This is a genomic window from Stenotrophomonas sp. 107298_Sma, assembly GCF_056480345.1.
The window spans coordinates 3,558,116-3,581,771 of sequence record NZ_CM151094.1; the positions used below are offsets into that span (position 1 = coordinate 3,558,116).

The window sequence follows — 23,656 nt, forward strand, 5'->3', positions numbered from 1 at the left end:
AGAGGGATCCGACCCCGCGCGGCTCAGCGGTCGCGCGGCAGCTTCTTTTCTTCGCGCAGCACGCCGAATGCGGCAGCGGTCATGCACGCGGCAACCACCACGCCGCCGATGAACACCACGTGCGAACCAAACAGGGACAGGCCCTTGTGCACCCAGGCGAAGCTCAGGTCGGCGCCGCGGTACACCACCGTGTCGATCGCCGCGCCGGCCTTGTAGCGCCACTGCCGGTCCACGCGGGTGTAGATGGTTTCGCGGGCCGGCTTGGCCAGGGCGAACTCGCTGGCGCGGGTCATCACCTGCACCACCGCCACCATCAGCGGCATCGGCGATGCGGCCAGCACCGAGAAGCCGATCAGGATCGCAAAACCGGGAATCAGCAACGCCGGGGCGATGCCGTGGCGCGACAGCAACCAGCGGGTCAGCCCGAGCTGCATCAACAGCGCCAGCGCGTTCACCGCCAGGTCGATGCGCGAGAAGAAGGCTGTGGCAGCGCCTGCATCGTTGAACGAGGCACGTACGATGCTGGCCTGCTGGTTGTACAGCAAGGTGCCGACACCCACGCCGAACACCACCATGATCGCCAGCCAGCGCAGCAGGGGCTCGCGCACGATCAACTTCAGGCCATCGAGCACGCTGCCACCCATCGGCTGCTCGCCCGACACCAGCCGCTGCTCACGCTCGCGCAGCACCGCCCAGTGCCGCAGGCGCCAGATGCACAACAGGCACACGACCAGGAAGCCGGCCGAAACCAGCATCAGGTTGGCGATGCCCACCCGCTGCACCAGCGCACTGGTGATGATCGGGCCGAGGAAGGCGCCAACAGTGCCGGCCGCACCGATGTAGCCGTAGTAGGCCCGCGCCTGCGCATTGGAGAACACATCCGCCATGAAGCTCCAGAACACCGCGACCGCAAACAGGTTGAACACGGTGATCCAGAAGAAGAACGCCATGCCCCGCCCGGGTACGCCGCTGTCGAACAGTGCGTAGAAGCCCAGCAGGGTGGCGATGAAGAAGCCGTACACCGCCGGCAGGAACACCCGCCGCGGGAAGCGGCTGACCAGCCATCCATAGACCGGTTGCAGCACCAGCATGATCACGAACACGCAGGAGAACAGGAACTGCAGGACGAAGTCCTTCAGGGCGATGCCATGGCTGGCGAACCAGGCGATCAACGCCGCCGGGAACACGGTCTCCAGGTCGGCCGAAGCGGCCATCGCCTCACGCACCGGGCGCAGCACGTAGTAGCCGCTCAGCAGGCAGAAGAAGTACAGGAACGACCACCACAGCGCCGGCGACTCACGCAGTGCCGCGCTCAGGCCCCTCAGCGGCCCCCTGACCTGCACCGCACTCACGCGGCGTCCCTCGCCAGAAGACGGCGGTTGGACAGCGGCATGGCAGGCTCCGGGGGCAGTGAAGCGCGTACGTTAGCCAATGCACTGCAACATCGCCAGCAGCAGCCCCGCAGAAGGCTGAAACGCAGTGTCACGATCCCACCCGGACGATACGTTCCGACACACGCTTCCGGAGCGTCAAAATTCCAACTTTTTCAACGAGATGCGCATTCATCTTCGCTTTGTTTGTGCACAAGGGAAAAGCGGCGCTAGAATCGCCATCAGCAGTCGCGCACGGGTCTCCACGATGAAAAAGAACAGCCTGCGTCGTCCGATCCGTTCGGCGGCCACCGGTTTGCTGGGCATGTTGATGCCCGTTGCCTTGTCCACCACCGCGCAGACCCCGCCGCCGTTGCCGCCGATGCCGGCCAACATCGAATCCGCCGCCACCGCCGTCGCCCACACCCAGCCCGCCGCATACCGCACCGGCCTGGTGCCGCAGGTGCAGCTGCCGGCGGCCGGCTTCAACGTCGCAAACATCGAATCGATGGCGCAGCAGCTGACCTATGGTGAGCGCGTGCCGGGCATGGCCGTGGCCATCGTGCAGGGTGGCCGTGTGCTCAGCGCGCGCGGCTATGGCGTCACCGACGTCAACAACCCGCTGCCGGTCGATGCGCATACCGTGTTCCGCCTGGCGTCGCTGTCCAAGGCCTTCGCCGGCACCATGGCCGGCCTGCTGGTCAACGATGGCACCCTGCGCTGGGACAGCAAGGTCACCGACTACGTGCCGGGCTTCCGCCTGAACTCGCCGGAAGCGACTGATCGCCTGACCGTGGCCGACGTACTCAGCCACCGCGTCGGCCTGCCGTACAACGCCTACGACCGCGACATCGAAGGCAATGCCGAGTACTACTCGCTGACCCAGAAACTGGCCAACACCAGCCTGAAGTGCCTGCCGGGCGACTGCTACGCCTACCAGAACGTGGCCTTCAGCCTGATCGGTGACGTGGTCTATGCCGCCTCGGGCAGCTTCTACGAGCAGTCGGTCGAGCGCCGCATCTTCAAGCCGCTGGGCATGAACGATGCCAGCCTCGGACTGGCCGGCATCCAGGCCAGCTCACGCTGGGCGCGCCCGCACGTGCGCAGCCGTAATGGCTGGGTGTCGCTGACGCCGAAGCCGACCTATTACCGCGTCGCCCCGGCCGCCGGCGTCAACGCCAGCGCCAGCGACATGGCGCAATGGCTGCTGGCCCACACCGGCCACCGTCCGGACGTGCTGCCGGCACCGCTGCTGGCCACCCTGCATTCCAGCCTGATCAACACCCCGGGCGAGATGCGTTCGGGCTGGCGCCGCGAGCGCCTGCACTCGGCCGGCTACGCACTGGGCTGGCGCACCTTCGACTATGCCGGCCACGACGTGGTGTTCCATGCCGGCGCCGTGCAGGGCTACCGCGGCCTGGTCGCGCTGGTGCCGGAACGCGACCTTGGCATCGCCATCATGTGGAACGGCGAAAGCGGCCTGCCCAGCGGCCTGCTGCCGACCGTGCTCGACGCCGCCCTCGGCCTGCCGACGCAGCGCTGGCTGGACGTGGACACCGACTTCGGCAGCGACAACCTGATGGCCGAAGGCGCGAGCCCTGCGCAGCAGGACAAGCGCAAGGGCAAGGGTGCTTCCAGCAACCGTGCCGTCGCCTCGCCGCGCTGATCTGGCGGGCTCGACGGTGAGTACGAAGGGCGGCCCGCGGGTCGCCCTTTTTGTTGGCTGTCGTGGAGTCGAGCCTTGCTCGACTGTCCGTGCAAAGCAGTCGAGCACGGCTCGACTCTACAAATGCGTGAAGCAGCCGAGCAGGGCTCGGCTCTACAGTTCCGGAGGGCTAATGCGCGAAGTAGTGCATTCCGCCGTCCACCGGAATCACGGCACCGGTGATGTAGCCGGCCAGCGGCGAGGCCAGGAACGCCACCAGCGGCGCCACTTCCTCCGGTTCGCCGAAGCGCCCGATCGGGATGTTGCGGGCGATGAATTCGCGCCGGCTTTCCTCGGTAGGATGCAGGCGGTCCCGGATCTGCGCGCTATTGATCCGTCCCGGCGCGATTGCATTGACCGTGATGCCCTGTGTGGCCAGCGCCGACGACAGCCCCTTGCTCCACAGATGCAGCGCTGCCTTTGCTGCCGTGGCGGCGTTCACGGCACGCGGCTCCATCGAACCACTGAAGTTGATCACTCGTCCCCACCCCTGCGCCTGCATCGCCGGCAGCAATGCCTGGGTCAGCCGTCGCGCCGCAGAGAAATTCAGTGCGATCGCCTCCTCCCAGACATCGTCGCCCGCATCCACCGTGGCCGGCCGCCCTCCTCCAGCCGCGTTGACCAGGATGTCCACCCGCTGCAGCGCCGCCAGCGAGGCATCGGCGATGCGGCGCACATCATCGGCATCGGTGACATCACCGAGCACGATGACCGGCGCGGGCGCGCCACCGCTTTCGATTTCCGCCGCCAGGGCCTGCAGCGGCTCCGCGCGCCGTGCACTGATCACAACACGCACACCCTGCGCCGCCAGCAACCTGGCAACACCGGCACCGATGCCACTGCCCGCACCGGTGACCAGCGCGGTGCGTCCCTCGAGGTTCAAATCCATGGTGTTCTCCTGTGAGCATGGCCGGCACATCCGGCCCGTGCAGCGCATGCTCTTTGATCACCACTGATTGATAAACTCCGCGCAGGTTTCAGCATTCAACACCCGGGGTGTCAGATGAACCTGCTGGAGAGCATGCGGGTCTACGTGCTGATCGTGGACAAGGGCAGCCTCAGCGCTGCGGCAGCGGCGATGGATATTTCCGCGACGATGGCCGGCAAGCACCTGCGCTCGCTCGAGGCCCGGCTCGGCATGCAGCTGCTCAGCCGCACCACCCGGCGCCAGCACCTGACCCCCTTCGGCGAGGACTACTACGCGCGATGCAAGGAGATCCTGCGCCTGGTGGACGAGACCGATGCGCAGGCCCAGCACCAGCAGCTGGCACCCGCAGGAACGCTACGCATCAGCGCTCCGGTAATCTTCGGCACCCATGCACTGGTGCCGGCGCTGGCCGAGTACATGGCCCGCTACCCGGACGTCCGTGTCGAGGCGACGCTGACCGACCGCGTGGTCGACCTGGCCGAGGAAGGTTTCGAAGCAGCGCTGCGCATCGGCACCCTGGCCGGCAGCAGCGAACTGATAGCACGGCCGCTCGCCCCGTATCGCTTGATGATGTGCGCCTCGCCGGCCTACCTCGCGCGCCACGGCACCCCGGACACGTTGCCAGCGCTCGCCTCGCATCAATGCCTGTCCTTCGAACCCAGCGCGCTAGCGCAGTGGCTGCAGGCCGGCGCTGGCGAGCTCGACCACGCGCCCGATGGCCGGCTGCAGATCAACAACGGCGAAGCACTGCGTTCGGCCGCACTGCATGGGCTGGGCATCGTGCTGCAATCGACCCTGCTGCTGGCCGCGGATGTCGACGCCGGGCGCCTGGTGCAGCTGTTCCCCGAGCACGGTCAGGCCGGTCGGCCGATGCACGTGGTCTACGCCCACGACCGCTACCGCTCAACCCGCCTGCGCAGCTTCCTCGACTTCCTGGTCGAGCGTTTCCCGCCCTTGCCGACCACGTTCGCAACCGACATCCGAGCATAAAAAAACCCCCTCCCTGCTGGGCAACAGGGAAGGGGTTTCAGGATGCGGCTATCGGGAAGTACTTAGATCAGCGGCGCCGGGGTTGCCGGCAGAGCGACCGGAGCAGCCTTCTTCTTGCGGGCGGCCGGCTTGCGCTTGGCAACCTTCTTCGCTGCCTTCTTCGGGGCAGCCTTCTTGGTGGCCTTCTTCGCGGTCTTCTTCACTGCCTTCTTGGCGGTCTTCTTCACCGCCTTCTTTGCAGTCTTCTTTACTGCCTTCTTGGCGACCTTCTTGGCCGGCTTGCGGGCAGTAGCCTTCTTGGCAGTCTTCTTGGCAGTCTTCTTGGTGGCCTTCTTGGCTACCTTCTTGACGGCCTTCTTCGCGGTCTTCTTGACGGCCTTCTTGGCAGTGGACTTCTTGGCTACCTTCTTTGCCGCCTTCTTCACTGCCTTCTTCGCAGTGGTCTTCTTGGCGACCTTCTTCGCAGCCTTCTTCACTGCCTTCTTGGCGGTCGCCTTCTTCGCGACCTTCTTCACTGCCTTCTTGGCAGCGGCCTTCTTAGCGACCTTCTTCACCGCTTTCTTGGCGGCGGGCTTTTTCTTCGCAGCTTTCTTGGTTGCCATGGGATGGCTCCTCGTCAGTGATAGGGAGTTGAAACGCCCAGGTGGATCAAACCCGCGGATGCTGCGTGCGGGGACCGCCGGCGCGTCAGGCGCGCCGTTACGGATGCGGCAATGCCCGCCTCGATCGGCGGAGCGGGCATCGGAACGGGAGGTACCTTGCATTTCTCCGGGGGAAGCGGGGCCATGTCCACCGTCATCAGGGTCGCGGTGGTCTTGAAGGGGCTGCTTCGCATCGGACGATTGATTCTGCGCACTCGGTTGGGCAGGCAAGGTCTGCTGAGGCGAAACCTAATCACGGTTTTTTTTACTGTCAACAACCCCCGCGAAAAATTTTCACATCCGCGCCGTCCGCGGCGGCGTCTGCACGGTCGCCACGTCGCGCCTGCAGCGACCGCCGAAGCGCCGCGCACGCACGTTGTCTGCAACAACGCAGACGCAATCGTTGAACAAAAAGCACTTGAAATAAGCACTCTACGCAGAAGCGTGCATGTCCGTCGCCACAGCATGCATGCATTGCAAACAACCATCACCGCTGCCGCCAACGCCAGCACAACGGCGCCGCAACGGGGCATCAAAAGTTTTCACATCCGGACACGCCAACGCGGGGTGGAAACGCGGATTTGCGCAAAACTGCGCATGCCCTTCCGTGCCGTTCGTCTGCCCGCTGATGCCATGCCGAGGGTCGGCAACGAACCCGTCGTCATGAGTCGGGCACCATCGCCAAAACAAAAACGGCCACCCGAAGGTGGCCGTGTCCGAACCCGGAAGTGACGACTCAGTGGTCTTCGTCTTCCAGGGCTTCGGCGTACGCGTCCGGATCCAGCAGCTCGTTGAGCTCATCGGCGTTGGACAGTTCGACCACGTACATCCAGCCGTCGCCGTAGGCATCTTCGTTGATGGTTTCCGGCTTGTCCGACAGCGCCGAGTTGACCTCGACGATGGTGCCGCTGACCGGGCTGTAGACGTCGGAGGCGGCCTTCACCGACTCGACGACCGCGATCTGCTCGTTGGCCTTGGCGGTCGCGCCGACTTCGGGCAGCTCGACGTAGACCAGGTCACCCAGCAGGCCCTGGGCGTGGTCGGAAATACCGACGGTCACGCGGCCATTGCCTTCGACACGGGCCCACTCATGGGACTTGAGGAACTTGAGGTCGCCGGGGATCTCGCTCATGGGACTGCTCCAGAGATATGCAGGGGTGGAAAAAACGGGGCTAGTGTAACCAACCGGCCGCCACTGCTGTCAGTGACGACCGGCATGTTTGGATCAGGCGTCGCCAAGCACGCCGGGCTGGGCCTGGCCTTCGCGCACGAACGGGAACTTGACCACGCGCACCGGCACCTGCCGGCCGCGGATGTCGACGGTGACCTCGCCCACTTCACCGGCCGGCACGCGCGCGAAGGCGATGCCCTTGGCCAGGGTCGGCGAGAAGGTGCCGGACAGGATCTCGCCCTGGCCACCGGCGGTGGTCACCGCCTGACCATGACGCAGCACACCCTTCTCGTCCATCACCAGGCCGATCATCTGGCGTGCGGTGCCAGCGGCCTTCTGCGCTTCCAGCACGTCGCGGCCGATGAAGTCGCGACCTTCGTCCAGCGACACGGTCCAGGCCAGCGCCGCTTCGTACGGGCTGATCGCTTCGTCCATGTCCTGGCCATACAGGTTCATGCCGGCTTCCAGGCGCAGGGTGTCGCGCGCACCGAGTCCGGCCGGCTTCACGCCAGCCGCCAGCAGGCGGTTCCAGAACGCGACCACGGCATCCTGCGGCAGCAGGATCTCGAAACCATCTTCACCGGTGTAGCCGGTGCGGGCGACGAACAGCTCGACGCCATCGTCGGACTGCGCCTGCAGCGCAGCAAAGCGGCCAAGCTTGGTCAGCGCTGCACGGTCGGCTTCGCGGGCCAGGCCGATGACGATGTCGCGCGCCTGCGGGCCCTGCACGGCAAGGATGGCCAGGTCCGGACGCTGCTCGACGCTGACGCCGAACGGCGCGGCCTGCTCACGCAGCCAGGCCAGGTCCTTCTCACGGGTGGATGCGTTGACGACCATGCGGAAGAAGTCATCGCCCAGGTAGTAGACGATCAGATCATCGATGACGCCGCCGCGCGGATTCAGCATGCACGAGTACAGGGCCTTGCCGGTCACCTTCAACTTGTCCACGGAATTGGCCAGCAGGCGGCGCAGGAACGGCTTGACCTGGTCACCGCGCAGGTCGACCACGGTCATGTGGCTGACGTCGAACACACCGGACTCGCGACGCACCAGGTGGTGTTCGTCCAGCTGCGAGCCGTAGTGGATGGGCATGTCCCAACCCCCGAAATCGACCATCTTGGCGCCAAGGGCGCGGTGGGTATCGTTGAGCAGCGTCTTCTGGGTCATGACCGGGTCCGGCAGCAGAGGAAACAAGAATCCCCATTATCCCAGATCGGTCGCCCGCAGGTGTGCCGCAGCGCAGCGGGGTGTTTGGCCGGCCTGCGGCCGGCGCCGCTTTCTACAGCTAGAGCGCAAAGCCTGAGTTCATCGGCTCTGGATTGACTCGGCCTGGGCGGGTCGGAGCGAGTGCTTTTGCTCTTTGCTCTTTTTCTTTTTCCGTGGGCTGGACGCGCACGGAAACTGTCGGGGGTCGGGCGGGTTGGGTTCGCGGGACCGTTGGCGCCATGGATGGCGCCATCGAGCCCCCATGGAGGGGTTTACGGCGTGTCCCGCGAACCCAACCCGCCCGACCCAAACACATGAACCGCCTTCCGCGACCACCCACGAGGGGCTCCGCCGTTGGCTGGGAACCCCTAGGCCACCGCTTCGACCAGCAGCGTGCTGCCCTGCACCGCCACCACCCGCACCCACGTACCCGCAGGCAGTTCCGGACCACTCACCTGCCAGGACGCATCGTCAATGCTGACCCGTCCCTGGCCACCGACGATGCCCTGCTGCAGTACCACCTCCCGACCGACCAGCTGCTCGGCGCGGCGGTTGAGCAGCGGCGCATCGCTGGGCCGGGCGCGGGGCCGCCCCCAACGCCGGTAGCATTGGATCGAGACAACGCTCAACAGCACGAAGGCAACCACCTGCCACAGCAGCGGGATATCGCCGAACACCGCCACCAGCACGAACACCGCCGCCGCGCCGATGCCGATCCACAGCATGAACGCCCCCGGTGCCAGCGCTTCGGCCGCGAACAGCAGCAGTGCCAACGCGCCCCAGCCTACGACTTCCCAGCGCATGTCAGCCTCCGATCGGTGGTGGCCGCTTGCTGGCGGCCTTGCTGTCCTGGTCGGCCAGCGCCTGCTTGGCCAGCTCAGCCACGCCGGCAATCGAACCAATCACCCCGCTGGCCTCCATCGGCATCAGCACCAGCTTCTGGTTCGGCGAACTGGCCAGTTCCTTGAAGGCTTCCACGTACTTCTGGGCGACGAAGTAGTTGATCGCCTGCACGTCACCCTCGGCAATCGCCACCGACACCACCCTGGTCGCCATGGCCTCGGCCTCGGCCAGGCGCTCGCGGGCCTCGGCATCGCGGAACGCCGCCTCACGGCGGCCTTCGGCCTCCAGCACCGTGGCTTGCTTCTCGCCTTCGGCGCGCAGGATCTCCGACTGCCTTGAACCCTCTGCCTCAAGGATCTGCGCGCGCTTCTCGCGCTCGGCCTTCATCTGCCGCGCCATCGCATCCAGCAGGTCGCGCGGCGGCTGGATGTCGCGGATCTCGATGCGGTTGACCTTCACGCCCCACGGGTTGGTGGCATGGTCGACCACGCTCAGCAGCTGCGCATTGATCACTTCGCGCTGGCTCAGTGATTCATCCAGGTCCATCGAACCGATCACGGTACGAATATTGGTCTGCACCAGGGCGATCATCGCCACTTCCAGATTGGCCACTTCATAGGCGGCCTTGGCCGCATCGAGTACCTGGAAGAACACGACGCCGTCCACGCGCACGGCGGCGTTGTCCTTGGTGATCACTTCCTGGCTGGGCACATCCAGCACCTGCTCCATCATGTTCACCTTGCGCCCCACCCCGTACACGATCGGAATCAGGAAATGCAGGCCTGGGGTCATGGTGTGCGTGTAGCGCCCGAAGCGCTCGACGGTCCACTCGTATCCCTGGGGCACCATCCGTACCGCCTTGAACAGGATCACCACGGCCACGAAGGCCAGTACCACGGTAAAGAACATGGTCGGGAACATCTTGCTTTCCTTATCTATGACGTCCAGGCCCCAGCATAGCGCGTGAAGGCGACATTCACAGCCGGGGCTACCAGCGCACGCGCCCGCGCAGGATGTCGGCGAGCATCACCCAGTCGCCCATGAACGAGTACAGCGGATGCTGGAAGGTGGCAGGGCGGTTCTTCTCGAAGAAGAAATGGCCGACCCAGGCGAATCCATAACCGCAGAACAGGGCGCCGAGAAGGAGCAGCGGCTGGCCGCGCAGGATCGCGGCTGCGACCAGCAGCAGGACTCCGCAACTACCGATGAAATGCAGCCGGCGCGACACCGGGTGGCGGTGCTCGCTGAGGTAGAACGGATAGAACTCACGGAAGCTGGCGAAGCGGGACATGCGCATGCTCCGGGCTGTACTGCCTGCATCATGCACCTTACGGGGAGGCAGCGCTGCGCGAGCATCCTTGCCCTTGTAGAGCCGAGCCATGCTCGGCTGCCTCGGCTCGACGGATCCTGGCAGAAGCAGTCGAGCATGCCTCGACTCTACACCGAAGGCGCGCGCGGTCCGAACATGATCACCGCCATGCCGGCCAGGCACAGGGCTGCACCGAGCAGGTCCCAGCGGCTGGGACGGATGCCATCGACCAGCCACAGCCAGAACAGCGCAGTGCCGATATAGACGCCACCGTAAGCGGCATAGACGCGGCCACTGGCGGTTGGATGCAGGGTCAACAGCCACGCGAACAGGGCCAGACTGGCTGCCGCCGGCAGCAGCAACCAGATGCTGCCGCCCTTGCGCAGCCACAACCACGGCAGGTAGCAGCCAACGATTTCGGCCAGCGCGGTCAGCAGGAACAGCGCGAGCGTCTTCACGCCTTCTCCGCCGCCTTGGCGTGCTGCCACAGTGCTTCCTGCGCATCCAGGTCCAGCGCGGACAGCGCTTCCCCCTGCACTTCGGCCTGTGCCTCCATCGCACGGAAGCGACGTTCGAACTTGTGGTTGGCCCCGCGCAGTGCCGCGCCCAGATCGATATCGGCATGGCGTGCCAGGTTGGCGCAGACGAACAGCAGGTCGCCCAGCTCTTCCTGCAGGCGCGCCTTGTTGCCGGCGATATCGCCGCGCTCGAACTCCTCGCGCAGTTCCTGCAGTTCCTCGGCTGCCTTGTCCAGCACCGGCAGCGGGCCCGGCCAGTCGAAACCGACCTTGGCCGCACGCGACTGCAGCTTCACCGCCCGCTGCCATTCGGGCAGGCCACGTGAGATGCCGGCCAATGCGGAGGTGTCCTGCTCGCCCTTGGCGACTCGCTCGGCACGCTTGATCGCATCCCAGTTGCGCGTCACCCCGTCGGCGTCATCGACGCTGACATCGGCGAACACGTGCGGGTGGCGGCGCTGCATCTTGTCGCTGATCGCGCGTGCGACCTCAGCGAAGGCGAAGGCACCCTGCTCCTCGGCCATGCGCGCATGGAACACCACCTGCAGCAGAAGGTCGCCCAGCTCATCGCAGAGATCATCGAGGTCGCCCCGATCGATGGCATCGGCCACCTCGTAGGCTTCCTCGATGGTGTACGGGGCGATGGTCGCGAAGTTCTGCTCCAGGTCCCAGGGGCAGCCATCCTGCGGATCGCGCAGGCGCGCCATGATCGACAGCAGGCGTTCCAATTCGTTGCTGGCGGCACTGTCGGTGGTGGGGGTGTCGTGCGCGCTCATGCGGTCTCCAGGGTCAATCGGACAACCAGTCGCGCCAGGGCAGGCTGGTGTCACCAAGGGCAATGAAATCGCCGTTCAACAGGGTCTCGCGGCGGTTGTAGCGGAACGGCTTGCCGGTCGCCGCCGACAGCACCGCGCCACCGGCAGCGTGCAGCACGCACTGGCCGGCGGCGGTGTCCCATTCGGAGGTCGGGCCCAGCCGAGGGTAGACATCCAGGCCGCCTTCGGCGATCCGGCAGAACTTCAGCGATGAGCCCTGAGCGATGGTTTCGATGCGACCCATCCGCGCCAGCAGCGCTTCGGTTTCCGGCGAGCGGTGGGAGCGGCTGGCGGCCACCCGCAGCGGTGCGGTGGCCGGCGTGCGGGTACGCAACACAGTGTCATGCAGGCCCTGGCGACGGTACGCCAGCTCACCACGCATGGCATGCCAGACGATGCCGGTGACCGGCGCCAGCACCACGCCGAAGGCCGGCGCGCCCTGGTAGATCAATGCGATGTTGACGCTGAACTCGCCATTGCGCTTGACGAACTCGCGGGTGCCGTCGAGCGGGTCGACCAGCCAGTAGGCACCCCAGTGGCGGCGCTGCTCCCAGCCCACCTGCGCCGACTCCTCGGACAGGATCGGCAGATCCGGGGTCAGCTGCTGCAGGCCCTGCTCGATGACCTGGTTGGCCGCCAGGTCGGCACTGGTGACCGGGCTGTCGTCGTCCTTGAGCTGCACGTCGAAGCCATCGGCATACACCTGCATGATGGCCTGTCCGGCTTCCTGGGCGATGGCGATGGCGGTCTCGCGCAGGTCCGTGGTCAGTTTGATCATCGCGTTCCCTGCAGCCACTGCCGGGCGATGAACAGCGCCGCCAGCGAGCGACCCTCGGAGAAGTCCTCGCGCAGCATCAGCTGGTCCAGCTCGGCCAGCTTCCACGGCACCACTTCCAGCTCTTCCGGCTCATCGCCGGCCAGCTTTTCCGGGTACAGGTCGCGCGCCACCACCAGCCACGACTGATGGCTCATGTAGGTCGGGGCCAGGGTCATCGCGCGCAGCACGTCTACCCGGCGCGCACCATAACCGGCCTCTTCCTTCAGTTCACGGTCCGCGGCCTGCTCGGGGGTCTCGCCGGCATCGATCCGGCCCTTGACCAGCCCCAGTTCGTAGCGGTGCATGCCGGCAGCGTATTCACGTACCAGCAGCACGGTCTCGTCATCAAGCATCGGCACCACCACCACCGCGCCGTGGCCCCGGCTGACCAGGCGCTCGAAGCGGCGGCGTTCACCGTTGGAGAACTCCAGGTCCAGGTGCTGGCGCTGGAAGGGACCGTTCTCTTCATCGGTGATCCGATGGATGATCGGCAAGCGACGGCCGCCACGGTCATCGTTCATGCGGAATCTCCGCGGCGGCCGGCGTCTGCGCCGGGGCCGATAGAATGTGCAGGCAGCAACATGTTCATGAGCCCGAAATGCTAGCAGACCCAACCCCCTCCCCGCTGGTCGAGCACTGGCGGCAACGCGACCTGAAGGTGCTGTGGCACCCGTGCACGCAGATGCGCGAGCATCCGCACACCCTGCCACTGGTCCCGATCGCACGCGGCCAGGGCGCCTGGTTGTTCGACCACGACGGCAACCGCTACCTGGACGCGGTCAGCAGCTGGTGGACCAACCTGTTCGGCCATGCCGAGCCGCGCATCGGCGGCGCCATCGCCGCCCAGGCCGGGCAGCTGGAACAGGTGATGCTGGCCGGCTTCGGCCACGAGCCGGCGATCACCTTGGCTGAACGCCTGCTGGCGCTGGCACCACGGCAGCCCGGCCGCGAACCGCTGGCCAAGGTGTTCTATGCCGATAACGGTTCAGCTGGCGTGGAAGTGGCGCTGAAGATGGCGTTCCAGTATTTCCAGAACCGCGGAGAGCCGCGCCGCACGCGCTTCATCGCGCTGGAGAACGGCTACCACGGCGAGACCCTGGGCGCGCTGGCGCTGGGCGACATCCCGCTGTACCGCCGTGTCTATGCGCCGCTGCTGGCCGAAGGCCTGTTCGCGCCCTCGCCCGACGCCTACCTGGCCGAGCCTGGCCAGAGTGCGGCAGATCGCGCGCGGCAGGCGGCGGATGGACTGGCCACGCTGTTCGACCAGCACCCGGGCGAGATCTGCGCGGTGATCCTGGAACCGCGCCTGCAGTGCGCAGGAGGCATGCGGATGCACGACCCGGTGTACCTGCAGCGCGTGCGCGAACTGTGCGATGCGCACGGTGCGTTCATGATCGCCGACGAAATCGCCGCAGGCTTTGGCCGCACCGGCACGATGTTCGCCTGCGAACAGGCCGGGGTGATGCCGGACCTGATGTGCCTGTCCAAGGGACTGACCGGCGGCTTCCTGCCACTGGCCGCCGTGCTCGCCACGCAGGCACTGTACGACGCGTTCCTCGATGACTCCCGCGAGCGCGCGTTCCTGCATTCGCACAGCTACACCGGCAATCCGCTGGCCTGCGCGGCGGCGTTGGCGACGCTGGACATCTTCCGCGACGACGATGTGGTCGCACGCAACCGCGGCATCGCTTCGGTGATGGGGACCCTCGCCGCGCCGTTCGCCGACCATCCGCACGTGGCCGATGTACGCCAGGCCGGCATGGTGGTGGCCTTCGAGTTGTCGCGCGACGGCAACAGGCGCACACCGTTCGACCCGTCACTGCGGCTGGGCCTGCACGCCTACAAGGCCGCGCTCAAACGCGGCGTGGTACTGCGCCCGCTGGGCGATGTGCTGTATTGGATGCCACCGTACTGCGTGGACGATGAACAACTGGAACTGCTGGCACATACCACGCTGGCAGCCATCGACGAGGCAATTGCATGCGCGTGACCCGCTGCCCCATCGATCTGGCGCTGCACAGCGGCCAGACCGTGACCCTGCCGGAAGAGACGGCCAACCACCTGGTACGGGTGATGCGCCTGCGCGAAGGTGATACCTGCGTGCTGTTCAACGGCGATGGCCACGACTACAGCGCGACGCTGACCGTGGCCGGCAAGCGCGAGGTGCAGGTCCGCATCGACGCCGTGCAGGCCATCAACAATGAGTCGCCGCTGTCGATCACCCTGCTGCAGGGCATTGCCCGTGGCGAGAAGATGGACCTGATCCTGCAGAAGGCCACTGAACTGGGCGTGGCGGCGATCATTCCGGTCAATGCCGAACGTACCGAGGTGAAGCTCGACGCCGCACGCGCCGAGAAGCGCGTGGCGCACTGGAACAACGTGGTGGCCTCGGCCTGCGGCCAGTCCGGGCGCGCGCGCATTCCACAGGTGGGTTCACCGTTGTCGCTTGCGCGGGCGGCAGCGGCACTGCCGGTGGATACGCTTCGGTTGACCCTGGATCCGCAGGGTGCGCACCGGCTGTCGACGATGGACGCCGCACCTGCCGGGGGCATCGTGATTGCAATCGGTCCGGAAGGAGGGTGGTCGCCACGCGACCGGGACCAACTGGCGGCCGCTGGCTTCCAGGGCCTGCAGCTGGGTCCGCGCATCCTGCGCACCGAGACCGCCGGGCTGGCCGCGATCGCGGCGCTGCAGGCGCGGTTGGGCGATCTGGGGTAAGGCTGATTCGTGGTAGTGGCGGCCGCTGGCCGGCATCCACCGGATCATGAGGTTGCCGGCCAGCGGCCGGCACTACCAGGAATTCGAAATGCCCGGCGGATTCCCGATCAAACGGCCAGCGAATCCAGCGCGGCTTCCAGCGCGTCCAGGTTCGGCAGCAGCGCGCTCTGCTCGCCCAGCAGCACGCGCATGTGCACGATGTCCGGCAGGGTTTCCTCCGAGGCATCGGCCAGCAGGCCGTCGCGCGGCACCGAGATCAGCTGCGGGAAGTTCTGCGTCAGCAGCGCGTAGTACGGACGCTGCGCGTTGCCGCTGAGGGCCTTCAGCACCACCACTTTGTTGTGGCCGCCCACGGCTTCTTCGCCCAGTCCCGAAAGACGTGCGAACGACACCAGCGGCACCTGCCAGCCATGCCAGCCGATCTCGCCGACCAGCCAGCGGGGCGCATCGGAGACCGGCTGCACCGGCACGCGCGACATCATTTCAGCCACGGTGGCATTGGGCAGCAATACGCGCGCGTTGCCTGCCTGGATCAGGACGCCGCGGATCTCGTCATTGCTGGCGTAGCTCATGGTGCCTCTCCGTTGTCGTCATCCACGCCCCAGCGTGCGGCAATCGCCTGTGCCAGTTCCTGCGGCTCCCCCGCCACCATGCCGGCGGCAACCACAGCGGTGGCTGCGGCCGGGTCATAGCAGCCCTCGCCCACCTGCCCGGCCACCCAGGCGCCGGCGGCAGCCAGGTCCAGCGCCGGTCCGACGTGGCCCAGGTCGGCCCCGCTGAGCAGCACCAGTGCCGTGTGTTCCGCCGGTAGCGCGGCAATCGAAATGCCCTGTGCGTCGCTGATGAAATGCAGGCCATCAGCGGCCACCTGCACGCCGATGTCATCGGCCAGCACATGCACTTCGCCCGCTGCCGCACGTTGGCCGGCTTCGGCCAGCTGCACCGGCAACGGCGACACCCGTGCCATCTGCTTGACCAGGTTGCCGTAACGGCCACCATCCAGGCGCATGTGCACCAGCACCGGCACGGCCAGCGACGCCGGCAGCGCACCGAGCAGGCGTCGCAGCGCATCCGGGCCGCCAATGCCGGCCAGCACCAGCAGGGATCCGGCCTGCGCGCCAACCGGCGCTGCAGCGTCCAGATCGACCAGGCTCAGGTGATCGGTATCGAACGAAGGCGGTGCCGCCTCGACCGCAGCGATGCCGACGGCAGCCGGTGCATCCACCACGTCATCGACCAGCGACCACGCGGTGTGGTCGAAGGACACCGGCGGTGCGGCTGCGGCAGGCTCTGCCATCGCTGGCGGCAACGGCGGTGCCTCCAGTGGCTCCGGCACGACCGGCTGCAGCGCGGCCAGTGCCTGCTCCAGCGCGATCGGTTCATGCAGGTGAGCCGGGGGCGAATACAGGCCGTCGGCCGGGACGTCGTCGGCCCAGCTCAACGCCTGGTCCAGGTGCGGCTGAAGTGCTTCTTCACGTGGCGCGGGCGGCGGTGCCGGATGGCCCGGCTCCAGCTGCAGGCTGGGTTCATCCTCGGCACCCGGCGGCAACACCTGCTGGTGGCCGTGCAGCTTCGCAGCCAGATGTCGGCCCCAGCGCTGGGCTTCCCAGCCATCGCGGCGCGCGGCCAGTTCGGCCTCGTCGAACACCAGGGTCAGGCCCGGTGCGGACAGCACGGCGTCCAGCCGTTCCAGCGCGTCCTCGATGGCCGCCTCCAGAGCAATCACCACGAACTGCGGCCGCGCCTGCTGCAGGACCTGCGGCTCCAGGCTGTTCGGGTCGTCTTCCAGCACCAGCTGCACATCGGCGTGCGACAACGCCTCACGCAGGCGCTCACGCGCCGCGCCGGGGCGGGCCAGCAGGGCCACGGCCGGAGCCGCTTGGGTTTCACTCACGGACACGGGCGATCCCCAGCAGGTCGTACACGTTACGCATCAGGTCCAGTTCCTGGTACGGCTTGCCCAGGTAACGCTGGACACCGATCTCGAAGGCGCGCTGGCGGTGCTTGTCACCACTGCGCGAAGTGATCATCACGATCGGCACGTCCTTGTAGCGCGGGTCGGCACGCATCGCGGTGGCCAGCTCGTAGCCATCCATGCGCGGCATCTCGATATCCAACAGCATCAGGTCCGGCACGCGCTCTTCCAGGCGCTCCAGCGCTTCCACGCCATCGCGGGCGACGCTGACCTCGAAGTTGTGGCGCTCGAGGATGCGGCCGGTGACCTTGCGCATGGTCAGCGAGTCGTCGACCACCATCACCAGCGGCACCTGGCGCTCCTGCCGTGGCGCATTGGCCAGTACCGGCAGCGTCGGATTGGCGAGGAAGCGGCGCACCAGCGGCGCCACGTCCAGGATCACCACCACGCGGCCATCGCCGGTAATGGTGGCACCGTAGATACCGGGCACCGAGGCGATCTGCAGGCCGACCGGCTTGACCACGATTTCGCGGTTGCCCAGTACCTGGTCGATCGCCACGGCGGCGCGCAGGTCGCCGGCGCGGACCAGCAGCAACGGCACCTGGTGCTGGCCATCGGCACGCGCCGGGGCCTGTCCGACCAGGCTGCCGAGATCGTACAGCGGGTAGTCTTCGCCGCTGTAGCGGTAGCTGCTGTCGGCGGCTTCGAAACGCTCACGCGACAGGCGGCCGATACCACTGACCGAGGCCACCGGTACCGCGAAAGTGGTTTCGCCGATCTGCACGAACACTGCCTGGGTGACCGCCAGTGTCTGCGGCAGGCGAAGGGTGAAGCGCACGCCCTGGCCACGCACCGACTGGATGTCGACCGAGCCGCCCAGCTGGCGCACTTCGTTGCGCACCACGTCCATGCCCACGCCGCGGCCAGCCAACTGGCTGACCTGGTCGGCAGTGGTGAAACCGGAAGCGAAGATCAGGTTGTCCAGCTCCTGCTCGCTCGGCTGCGCATCGGCAGCCAGCAGGCCACGGTCGAGGGCACGGCGGCGGATCGCTTCGCGGTCCAGGCCAGCGCCGTCATCGGCCACGTCCAGCACGATTTCCGAGCCTTCGCGGTGCAGGCGGATGGCGATCTCGCCCTCCTCCGGCTTGCCGGCGGCGCGGCGCTGCTCCGGCGCCTCCAGGCCATGGGCCACGGAATTGCGCAGCATGTGTTCCAGCGGCGCGACCATGCGGTCGAGCACGTTGCGATCGAGTTCGCCGTGGGTACCTTCCAGGGTCAGATGGACCTGCTTGCCGGTATCCATGCCGGCCTGCCGGACCACACGGCGCAGACGCGGCACCAGGCCATCGAACGGCACCATGCGCGCGCGCATCAGACCGTCCTGAAGTTCCGAACTAACGCGCGACTGCTGCTGCAGCAGCGAATCGTACTGGCGTGACAGATCGTCGAGCACGCCCTGCAGGCCGCCAAGGTCGGCCGCCGATTCGTTCAACGCGCGGCTGAGCTGCTGCAGAGTGGAGAAGCGGTCCAGCTCCAGCGGGTCGAACTTCTGGTCGGCCTGGTCCTGCTCGCGCTGGTAGCGGGCGACGATCTGCGCCTCGGTTTCCAGATCGAGGCGGCGCAGCTGATCGCGAAGACGCGCATTGGTGCGCTCCAGTTCGCCCATCGCGCCTCGGAAAGCACCCAGCTGCTGCTCCAGCCGCGAGCGGTAGATCGCCACTTCACCGGCGTGGTTGACCAGGCGGTCGAGCAGGTCGGCGCGCACGCGCACCTGTTCCTGCTGCGGACGCGCCAGCGGATCTTCGTCGACCACGCCTTCGGCCGGCAACGGTGCCGACAACGGCGCATCGAGCAGTGCCGGAGCCGGACTGGCGACCGGTGCCGAAGCGGTTTCTGCGACGCTCGCCACGTTGGTTGCCGCTGCCGCTGCAATATCGGTGGTGGTACGCACTTCGAACGCATCTACCAGGTCCTGCGCCGGTTCCACCACGCGATGATCACCGGTGCGGGTCAGCAGCTGGTGCAGGCGGTCGAAGCCACGCTCCAGCAGCTGCACATCGCGGCGCTCGATCTCGGTGCGGCCTGCGGCGACAGCTTCCAGCAGCGATTCGATGCTGTGACCAAGGTCGCCGATGGCATTGATGCCGGCCATGCGTGCGCCACCCTTGAGGGTGTGCAGGTCGCGCTGCAGGCCGGACAGCGCCTCGCGGTCCTGTGGTGCATCGCGCAGTTCGCTGATCAGGCCATCGCAGTGATCGAGCAGGTCCTTGCCTTCCTCGACGAAGATGTCGACCAGCTCGCGGTCGTACACGCTGAAGTCGAGTGTGTCTGCACTGTCTTCGGCTTCTTCTTCGGCTGCAGCGGCCGGCATTGCGTCGATGGCCGGGGAGCTGGCTTCGGCGACTTCGGCGACTTCGGCGGCTTCGGCATGCAACGTCCCTTGACCCGGTGCATCTTCGAGTTCGAAGAAGCGCACCGGCTCATCGGTGGCCTGCGGTGCTTCTGCAGTGGTCTCCTCATTCACCGTCGCCGGGGACGGCTGATCGGCGCTCTCTCCTTCACCGACCGCCGCCTCCCCGCCGACGTCCGCATCCTCGGCAAAGGCTTCCGCCTCGCCCGGCGCGAGTTCGCTGGCCTGGAGGCCGAGCACGGGCCATTGCCCGTCGTCGTCCAAGGTCTGCTCTTCGTCGATCACGTGCAGGCCGGCCTCGAGCGCGGCTGCCAGCGTGACCGGTTCTGCAAAACCCGGCGCAGCCATTTCATCCTGCAGGCTCGACAGCTCGCTGTCGAGTGGCAGTGCAGCAGCATCATCGAAGCCGTTGCCGTCGGCGTCGTCCAGATCGGAGGACTGCAGCGTATTCAGGTCGATTACGTCATCTTCTGCGGCCGCAGGCAGTTCATCCGCGTCGCGGTCATCGACCGGCAGCGCGCTGGCATCGAGGTACGGCGACAGATCATCTGCCACGGTCAGATCAGCGCCGTCGGCCAGCGACGACGCCGGTTCCGCGTCCGCTTCCTCCGCGGCAGGGAGTGGCGCGGTCGCGTCCACCTGGACCGATTCAAGTCCTTCCTGTGCGACCACGGCGGGCTCACCTTCGCCCGGCACCGACGGCCATCCCGCATCGAAGTAGCGCGAAAGATCGTCGCTGGCGGTCAGCTCCGCAACGTCCAGCCCGCTGTCGGCGGTGTCGAGGGCCGCCGCCGTTTCTACATCGTCCGTAACCGGTTCCAGCACCTGCGCGGGTGGCGCTTCGAGAGCTGCCGGCACTTCGGCGTCATCTTCTGCGTCCAGCGCCAGCTGCGGTGCCTCGGCCCGGGGCTCCAATTCGGTGTCCAGCGCGAGGTCATCGTCGCCGTCTTCCAGCCCGGCCATCGGCCAGCGTGCTTCCGGCAGCTCGCCGGCGAGCGCCTGCAAGCGCTGCACCAGCGCGTCCTGCGATGCGATGCGCGGCTGTTCGGCCTGCAGCGCGTCCATGGTCGCAGTGATCGCCTGCGCGGTCGCATCCAGTGCGGCCAGGCCTTCTTCACCTGGCACCACGTCCGCGGCCAGTGCACGCTTGATGTAGGACTCAGCGCCGCCGGTGACGGCGGTGATCTCCGGCACCTCGGTCATCGCGAAGGCACCGTTCATGGTGTGCACCGCGCGCAGCAGTGCATCGCTGACCGGCTGCGGTGCCTGCTGCGCCGAGCGCAGCCAGTCCTGCAGGGTCGCCTGGTGGACTTCCACCTCGGCCTCGAGGATCTCGCGCAGCACGCTGTCGATGTTGGCCGGCGTGCCGTCCGCTTCAACCACCGTGCCAGCGTCGGCCTGCGTCGATGCGACCGCTTCAGCCTCAAGGATGCGGCTGATCTCGTCTTCGCCTTCGGCCGCAGGCTGCGGCACTGCCGGTGCAGCGGCGACCGGCAGAGGTACGTAGAAGGTTTCCTCGCCGGCGCCAACGCGGTCGGCGATGGCCTGCATCGCCTGCAGGTCGACACTGATCCGCTGGCCGTTGCGCAGCGCCGCGTTCAGCTGTGGCAGCGCGGCGTGGGCGTTGTCGACCATCGCCAGCACCGCCGGCGAGGCCGCGCGGCTACCGTCCAGCACGCGATTGAGCATGCCCTCGATCTTCCACGCGAATTCACCCAGCGTGCGCGCACCGACCAGGCGACCACTGCCCTTCAGGGTGTGGAAGATGCGCCGGATCGGCCGCAACCGGTCCATGTTGTCCAGCTGCATACGCCATGCCGGCAGCAACGTACCGAGGTTGGCCAGTTCGTCGTCGAACTCTTCCAGGAACACCTCGCGGATGTCCTCGTCGATGTTCTCCGCGTCGTCATCGAAGCCGGCCTCGAAGCCGGCGTCGGCAGCGACCACGACCGGCGTTTCCGCAGCGGCGGGAGTGGCTGCCGCCTGCGGATTGAAATCGGCGGCGGCTGCGCTCAGTTCAGCGAAGAACTGCGCATCGGCCTCGCTGAAATCGATTGGCGCGATGGTATCGATGTCGATCACCGACACCGCAGGAGCCGGTGACTCCGCCGCAGCGACCGTGTCATCGGCACGCAAGGCCGGCACGTCATCGGCAACGGCATCACCATCGGCGGCATCCAGGCTGTCGGCAGCCGGGATCGGCAGGCCGGCATCGACAATCTCCAGCGACGGCAGCGGGTCGGCATCGTCGTCCAGCGACAATGTCTCCATCGCGTGCAGCGAAAGCACGTCGTCGGCATTGTCCAGCGCATCGGCATCGAAGCGGAACACCACATCATCGGCCGGCAAGGCCCCGGGCTCGTGCTCGGCTGCGACCGGGTCGAACACCGGCGCAGCATCGAAACCGGTGTCGATCGATACCGCGACATCGCCACCGTCATCAGCGGTCAGCGTCGTGGCATCAGCCAGGTCATGCGACGGCGCCCCGGACCACGCCCACTGCGGCGCAGCGAACTGCCCGGCATCGGCCTGTTCGAAGCCGACCGGATCGAAGCTGGCGAAGGTCGGGCTGCGTTCGTCATCGGCGGCCGCCAGCGGATCGGCATCCGGATGGAACGGCGCCAGGTCCCACTGCGGAACCTCGGGTGCCGGTGCACTGGAGGCCGCGAACACCAGCGGTGCATCCTCCCCGTCATGAAGCGACAAGGGCGTCGCGCCGGCGCTGCCGACGTTGACCGCAGCCGTGACTGCTGCAGAGCCCAGCTCGCCAAACATCAGGCTGTTGTCGGCAACTTCTTGCGGCGCCATCGGCGTCGGATCGAAGGTGAAGTCCGGCAGCGGCACCGGCACGTTGCCAGCGGCGGGCGCGGCCGGCTGCACCGGGATCTCGATCGGTTCCGGCTGCAGCGAGCCAGGCTCCACCGCGACCGGCTCGCGCTCGACCAGCAGCGATGCGAACACCACCGGCTCGCCTGCGGCAGGCGCAGCTGCATTGCGGTCCGGCAGCGGCCAGTAGCGCAGCGCTTCCAGGCTGCTGCGGGTGATCTCGAGAATGTCCTCGCGGCCGGGGCGACGGTCGCGCAGCGCCTCCAGGTAATACTCGAGGCTGGCCATGGCATCGGCCAGGGTATCCAGCTGGCGACCACTGGGCACGCGCTGGCGACCGATCAGCTCGGCTTCGATGTACTGCTGTACGCCGCGCAGGTAGTCGGCGGCGGTGCCCAGGTCGAGCATGCGCAGCGCACCGGAGACATCACCCAGCAGGCGCGGAACGTCCTGCAGCTCGGCGTGGTTCCAGCTGGTTTCGATGAAGGCGACGAAATGCTCACGGGCCGCCGCGAAGTTGGCGATGGCCTCATGCGCCAGCACCTCCACCGTGCGCCGGTTCTCGACCGCGCTCGGGTCATCTTCGCCACTGCCGCCGGCGCCCAGATGGGCGACCTGGTCGTCCAGCGACGCGTCCACGTACAGCAGTGCGCCAGCGATATCCAACAGCAGGTTCTCGTCGATCTGCTGGCGACCCTCGACCACCCCACGCAGCGCATCGCGCTGCTGCACGACCACGCCACGGGCCACGCCCAGGCCCATCATGCCCAGCGTATCGGCCACCGCGCCGAGCTCGTTGGCCTGGGTCTGCAGCTGTTCCGGCGCACCACCGGTACGCAGGTGCAGGTCGAGCGCATCCTTGATGCGCAGCAGTTCTTCCTTCACCGCACTGCCCACCGTATCCAGCAGCTCGCGATTGCGCCCGCTCACGCTGCCACGGGCATGGTCCAGCTCGGCCTCTGTGGCGCTGACGCTGTCCGGCGCGAATGCCAGCAGCACGCTGTCATGCACGCCTTCTTCGCCACGCGCGGAACGGATTTCGTTGAGCAGCGGCATCAGCACGATCGGAATATCGCGATGACCGTTCTGCAGGCGCTCCAGGTAATCGGGCAGCAGCACGCTGCCGCGCATCAGGGTTGCACAGGACTCATCACGATCGGCCACACGGCCCATACCGATGGCATTGGCCAGCTGTTCCAGCTCCTCGGCCACCATCGCCGGGGCATACAGCTCGACCATGCGCAGGGTGCCCTGCACCTGGTGCAGGTAGCCCGCGCAGATCCGCATGCGGCTGGCATCGCTGGGATCTTCCGCGTAGTACTCGACCTCGTTGCGCACCTGGCGCAGGGTCTCGTCCAGCTCCGGCTTGACCCAGCCCAGCGCTGCGTGGCTCATCGCATCGCGCAGACTGCTCATGGACGCGCTCCGTTCGCCGCCGCGCGTTGGCCGCGCGAGTTCTGGCTTGGGGAATGGA

Annotated in this window: 20 protein-coding genes; 5 read left to right on the plus strand and 15 right to left on the minus strand. The window is 67.0% G+C overall.

Annotated elements, in window-relative coordinates; translation table 11 throughout:
* Positions 1-23: 23 nt before the first annotated feature.
* Entirely contained in the window at positions 24-1,352 is a 1,329-nt protein-coding gene (locus ACZK2G_RS16675; protein ID WP_478473889.1) for an NTP/NDP exchange transporter, read from the minus strand.
* A gap of 286 nt (positions 1,353-1,638) precedes the next feature.
* Here ACZK2G_RS16675 and ACZK2G_RS16680 point away from each other — a divergent pair, with 286 nt between their 5' ends.
* On the plus strand, positions 1,639-3,036 hold the full coding sequence (locus tag ACZK2G_RS16680) for a serine hydrolase domain-containing protein (protein WP_046987797.1): 1,398 nt from the start codon (positions 1,639-1,641) through the stop codon (positions 3,034-3,036).
* A 169-nt stretch (positions 3,037-3,205) separates the two neighbouring features.
* Here ACZK2G_RS16680 and ACZK2G_RS16685 read toward each other — a convergent pair whose 3' ends face one another.
* Positions 3,206-3,964: an SDR family NAD(P)-dependent oxidoreductase gene (locus tag ACZK2G_RS16685; RefSeq protein ID WP_046987798.1), complete on the minus strand. Its 759-nt coding sequence runs from the start codon at positions 3,962-3,964 to the stop codon at positions 3,206-3,208.
* Between the two features lie 114 nt (positions 3,965-4,078).
* Between ACZK2G_RS16685 and ACZK2G_RS16690 the strand changes: the two genes are divergently transcribed.
* The gene (locus tag ACZK2G_RS16690; protein ID WP_046987799.1) at positions 4,079-4,993 is read left to right on the plus strand and encodes a LysR family transcriptional regulator; all 915 of its coding nucleotides are present in this window, start codon (positions 4,079-4,081) and stop codon (positions 4,991-4,993) included.
* A gap of 62 nt (positions 4,994-5,055) precedes the next feature.
* On the opposite strand, the gene ACZK2G_RS16695 is transcribed toward ACZK2G_RS16690, so the two are convergent.
* Positions 5,056-5,595: a hypothetical protein gene (locus tag ACZK2G_RS16695; RefSeq protein WP_046987800.1), complete on the minus strand. Its 540-nt coding sequence runs from the start codon at positions 5,593-5,595 to the stop codon at positions 5,056-5,058.
* A 183-nt stretch (positions 5,596-5,778) separates the two neighbouring features.
* On the opposite strand from ACZK2G_RS16695, the gene ACZK2G_RS16700 reads away from it, so the two are divergent.
* Positions 5,779-6,366 (plus strand): hypothetical protein, encoded by a 588-nt coding sequence (locus tag ACZK2G_RS16700; protein ID WP_136639830.1) that lies wholly within the window; start codon positions 5,779-5,781, stop codon positions 6,364-6,366.
* Positions 6,367-6,370: 4 nt separating this feature from the next.
* Here ACZK2G_RS16700 and gcvH read toward each other — a convergent pair whose 3' ends face one another.
* From gcvH to nudE, 9 genes are all read right to left on the minus strand, one after another.
* Positions 6,371-6,766: a glycine cleavage system protein GcvH gene (gene gcvH / locus ACZK2G_RS16705; protein ID WP_046987801.1), complete on the minus strand. Its 396-nt coding sequence runs from the start codon at positions 6,764-6,766 to the stop codon at positions 6,371-6,373.
* A gap of 93 nt (positions 6,767-6,859) precedes the next feature.
* Entirely contained in the window at positions 6,860-7,972 is a 1,113-nt protein-coding gene (gene gcvT, locus ACZK2G_RS16710; RefSeq protein WP_136639831.1) for a glycine cleavage system aminomethyltransferase GcvT, read from the minus strand.
* Between the two features lie 407 nt (positions 7,973-8,379).
* Positions 8,380-8,814 carry an NfeD family protein gene (locus ACZK2G_RS16715; RefSeq protein ID WP_046983701.1) on the minus strand — a complete coding sequence of 145 codons (435 nt, stop codon included), beginning with the start codon at positions 8,812-8,814 and terminating at the stop codon, positions 8,380-8,382.
* A gap of 1 nt (position 8,815) precedes the next feature.
* Positions 8,816-9,775 (minus strand): SPFH domain-containing protein, encoded by a 960-nt coding sequence (locus tag ACZK2G_RS16720; RefSeq protein ID WP_012511869.1) that lies wholly within the window; start codon positions 9,773-9,775, stop codon positions 8,816-8,818.
* 67 nt (positions 9,776-9,842) lie between these two features.
* The gene (locus ACZK2G_RS16725) at positions 9,843-10,145 is read right to left on the minus strand and encodes an Mpo1-like protein (protein WP_478473891.1); all 303 of its coding nucleotides are present in this window, start codon (positions 10,143-10,145) and stop codon (positions 9,843-9,845) included.
* A 146-nt stretch (positions 10,146-10,291) separates the two neighbouring features.
* A complete protein-coding gene (locus ACZK2G_RS16730; RefSeq protein ID WP_006385121.1) occupies positions 10,292-10,621 on the minus strand; it encodes a YnfA family protein in 330 nt (109 codons plus the stop codon).
* Positions 10,618-11,457 carry a nucleoside triphosphate pyrophosphohydrolase gene (gene mazG, locus ACZK2G_RS16735; protein WP_136639833.1) on the minus strand — a complete coding sequence of 280 codons (840 nt, stop codon included), beginning with the start codon at positions 11,455-11,457 and terminating at the stop codon, positions 10,618-10,620. The genes ACZK2G_RS16730 and mazG overlap by 4 nt, the downstream gene beginning before the upstream one ends.
* A gap of 13 nt (positions 11,458-11,470) precedes the next feature.
* Complete coding sequence (gene cysQ / locus ACZK2G_RS16740) at positions 11,471-12,274, minus strand: 3'(2'),5'-bisphosphate nucleotidase CysQ (RefSeq protein ID WP_046983703.1); 804 nt, start codon at positions 12,272-12,274, stop codon at positions 11,471-11,473.
* Positions 12,271-12,834: an ADP compounds hydrolase NudE gene (gene nudE, locus ACZK2G_RS16745; RefSeq protein ID WP_012511871.1), complete on the minus strand. Its 564-nt coding sequence runs from the start codon at positions 12,832-12,834 to the stop codon at positions 12,271-12,273. The genes cysQ and nudE overlap by 4 nt, the downstream gene beginning before the upstream one ends.
* A 77-nt stretch (positions 12,835-12,911) precedes the next feature.
* On the opposite strand from nudE, the gene bioA reads away from it, so the two are divergent.
* Complete coding sequence (bioA, locus tag ACZK2G_RS16750) at positions 12,912-14,303, plus strand: adenosylmethionine--8-amino-7-oxononanoate transaminase (RefSeq protein ID WP_046983704.1); 1,392 nt, start codon at positions 12,912-12,914, stop codon at positions 14,301-14,303.
* Positions 14,294-15,031: a 16S rRNA (uracil(1498)-N(3))-methyltransferase gene (locus tag ACZK2G_RS16755; protein ID WP_478473893.1), complete on the plus strand. Its 738-nt coding sequence runs from the start codon at positions 14,294-14,296 to the stop codon at positions 15,029-15,031. The genes bioA and ACZK2G_RS16755 overlap by 10 nt, the downstream gene beginning before the upstream one ends.
* Before the next feature lie 107 nt (positions 15,032-15,138).
* On the opposite strand, the gene ACZK2G_RS16760 is transcribed toward ACZK2G_RS16755, so the two are convergent.
* From ACZK2G_RS16760 to ACZK2G_RS16770, 3 genes are read right to left on the minus strand one after another with little or no spacing between them, the layout of a single operon-like run.
* On the minus strand, positions 15,139-15,603 hold the full coding sequence (locus tag ACZK2G_RS16760) for a chemotaxis protein CheW (protein WP_046983706.1): 465 nt from the start codon (positions 15,601-15,603) through the stop codon (positions 15,139-15,141).
* Positions 15,600-16,931, minus strand: coding sequence for a chemotaxis protein CheB (locus ACZK2G_RS16765; protein ID WP_136639835.1), 1,332 nt, complete (start codon positions 16,929-16,931; stop codon positions 15,600-15,602). Before ACZK2G_RS16765 ends, ACZK2G_RS16760 begins: the two co-directional genes overlap by 4 nt.
* Positions 16,918-23,598: an Hpt domain-containing protein gene (locus tag ACZK2G_RS16770; protein ID WP_478473894.1), complete on the minus strand. Its 6,681-nt coding sequence runs from the start codon at positions 23,596-23,598 to the stop codon at positions 16,918-16,920. Before ACZK2G_RS16770 ends, ACZK2G_RS16765 begins: the two co-directional genes overlap by 14 nt.
* Positions 23,599-23,656 lie beyond the last annotated feature (58 nt).